3 protein-coding genes and 1 pseudogene are annotated in these 2,496 nt (G+C 74.4%); all 4 read left to right on the top strand.

What is annotated here, in order from left to right:
* Positions 1-66: 66 nt before the first annotated feature.
* Positions 67-1,101: pseudogene (gene thiO / locus AB0C29_RS43175) on the top strand (glycine oxidase ThiO); the annotation flags it as partial.
* Complete coding sequence (gene thiS / locus AB0C29_RS43180) at positions 1,101-1,298, top strand: sulfur carrier protein ThiS (RefSeq protein WP_360833420.1); 198 nt, start codon at positions 1,101-1,103, stop codon at positions 1,296-1,298. The pseudogene thiO and the gene thiS, both read left to right, overlap by 1 nt.
* 1 nt (position 1,299) lies before the next feature.
* Entirely contained in the window at positions 1,300-2,040 is a 741-nt protein-coding gene (locus tag AB0C29_RS43185; RefSeq protein WP_360833422.1) for a thiazole synthase, read from the top strand.
* On the top strand, positions 2,034-2,496 hold a 463-nt coding region (locus AB0C29_RS43190; RefSeq protein ID WP_360833424.1), incomplete at its 3' end, for a thiamine phosphate synthase. The genes AB0C29_RS43185 and AB0C29_RS43190, both read left to right, overlap by 7 nt.

Raw genomic sequence — 2,496 nt, forward strand, 5'->3', positions numbered from 1 at the left:
GGTCGGCGCCGTCGCGGCCGCGGCGGATCCGGGCCGGGCGACCGAGGATGTGCTGCGGGCGCTGGCATGAGCAGCACCGAGGTCGTGGTGATCGGCGGCGGCATCATCGGGCTCTCGATCGCATGGCGCTGCGCGCAGCGCGGGCTGTCGGTGACCGTCCACGACAGCGGCGGCGACGACGGCGCCTGGTACGCGGCCGCGGGCATGCTGGCCCCGGCCGGTGAGGCGGGATTCGGCCAGGAAGCGCTGACCGAGCTCATGGTCGACTCCGCCGCGCGGTGGCCGGACTTCGCCGCTGAGCTGCGGCGCGAGACCGGCATCGACGTCGGCTACGACACGGTCGGCACCCTGAGCGTCGCCCTCACCGCGGACGACCTCGCCGAGGCGCGACGGCTCTGGGAGTACCGCCGTGAGCACGGCCTCGGGGTGAGTCCGCTGCTGCCCAGCGCCATCCGTGAGCTGGAGCCGGCGCTGTCACCACGGTTGCGCGGCGGTGCCCACGCTCCCGACGACCGGCAGGTCGACCCGCGGCGGGTCGTCGCTGCTCTGCGGGCCGCCCTCGGACCGGCGATCGTGCCTGGAGCAGTAGCAGCCCTCCCGGCCTCGCGACCCGTGGTGGTCGCGGCGGGATCCGGTACGGCGGCACTGACCGGCCTGCCCGTGCGACCGGTGAAGGGCCTGGTGCTGCGGCTGCGCGGCGAGCCGGGACTGCTGCGCCACGTGGTCAGCGGCTGGGCCGACGGGCGGCACGTCTACCTCGTGCCGCGCGCCGACGGTGAGGTGGTCGTCGGCGCCACCCAGGAGGAACGGGTGGACACGACGGTGACCGCCGGGCAGGTGCTCGAGCTGCTGCGCGCCGCCACCGATCTCGTGCCCGACCTGGGGGAGTGCGAGCTGGTCGAGACACTCGTGCGGCACCGGCCGGCCACCCCCGACAACGCGCCGCTGCTGGGTGCGTACGGGCCGGGCGTGGTCGTCGCGGCCGGGCACCACCGCAACGGGGTGCTGCTCGCCCCGGTCACCGCCGATCTGATCGCCGAGCTCGTGGCGACCGGGAAGTCGGCGCCACTGCTGGACGCGTTCGCACCGGGGAGGTTCGGATGAAGGTCATCGTCAACGGCGCCGCCCGCGACATCGATGTGGTCAGCGTCGAAGGGCTGGTCGAGCAGCTGACCACCGCCCGGCGCGGCGTCGCGGTCGCCGTCAACGGGGAGGTCGTACCGCGGTCGTCGTGGCCGTCCGCCCGGCTGCGGGACGGCGACCGGGTCGAGGTCCTCACCGCGGCGCAGGGAGGCTGAGATGTTCGGCGAATCCCGGCTGATCCTGGGCACCGGCGGCGCGGAGAGCCTCGCCGCGCTCGAGGCGGCGATCGTCGCCTCGGGCACCGAACTGGTCACCGTCGCGCTGCGCCGGGTCGACGCGGCGGGCCCCGGCCTGCTGCCGATGCTCGACCGGCTGGGCATGCGCATCCTGCCCAACACAGCCGGCTGCTACACCGCGACCGATGCTGTGAAGGCCGCCCACCTGGCCCGCGACGCGTTCGAGACGGATCTGGTGAAGCTGGAGGTCATCGGGGACGAGCGGACCCTGCTGCCGGACGGCGTCGAGCTGTTGCGGGCGGCCGAGACGCTGGTCGCGGACGGGTTCCGGGTGCTGCCGTACACGAGCGACGACCCCATCCTCGCGCGCCGGCTCGCCGACGTCGGTTGTGCGGCGGTGATGCCCGCCGGAGCGCCGATCGGGTCGGGGCTGGGCATCTCCAACCCCCATCACATCCGGCTCATCCGCGACAGCGTGGACGTGCCGGTGGTGCTGGACGCGGGCATCGGCACCGCCTCGGATGCGGCGCTGGCCATGGAGCTGGGCTGTGATGCCGTACTGATCGCCAGCGCGGTCACCCGGGCCGTTGATCCGGCGCGGATGGCCGCGGCGATGCGGCACGCCGTCGAGGCCGGGCGGCTCGCCTTCGGCGCCGGCCGGATCCCCAAGCGATACCACGCGCTGGCGTCCACATCGGATGAAGGGCGGCCGGCATGGTGATCCCGTCCGGCGTGGTCGTGCTCACCGACCGCCGGCTCGCGGCGCGGCCGCTCGTCGAGGTGGTCGCGGCCGCGATCCGCGGCGGCGCCGAGTGGGTCATCCTGCGCGACAAAGACCTGGGGTACGGCGAGAGGTACGCCCTCGCGGAAAGTCTGCGCGCGGTGGTTCCAGTGGGACGACTCGTGATCGCGGGTCCCGATCCGCTCGGTGGCGACGCCGTGCACCTGTCGGCCACCGACCCCGTGCCGCCGGGTGTCGGCCTGGTCGGCCGGTCCTGCCACGGCGTGCCGAAGTTGTCCACTGAGGACTATGTGACGTTGTCCCCGGTGTATCCCACGCCCACCAAGCCCGGCTATGGGCCCGCGCTGGGGCCGGACCGGGCGGCGGCACTGGCCTGTGGGGTGCCGTGGCTGGCGCTCGGCGGGGTGCACTCGGCGCAGCGGGCTGCGGCTTGCG

It is taken from the genome of Actinoplanes sp. NPDC048791 (assembly GCF_040650095.1).
Lineage (GTDB): Bacteria > Actinomycetota > Actinomycetes > Mycobacteriales > Micromonosporaceae > Actinoplanes.

Bases quoted from the DNA above. Each gene is read 5' to 3' on its own strand.
- thiS (WP_360833420.1), top strand. From the start codon at position 1,101: ATGAAGGTCATCGTCAACGGCGCCGCCCGCGACATCGATGTGGTCAGC.
- AB0C29_RS43185 (WP_360833422.1), top strand. From the start codon at position 1,300: ATGTTCGGCGAATCCCGGCTGATCCTGGGCACCGGCGGCGCGGAGAGC.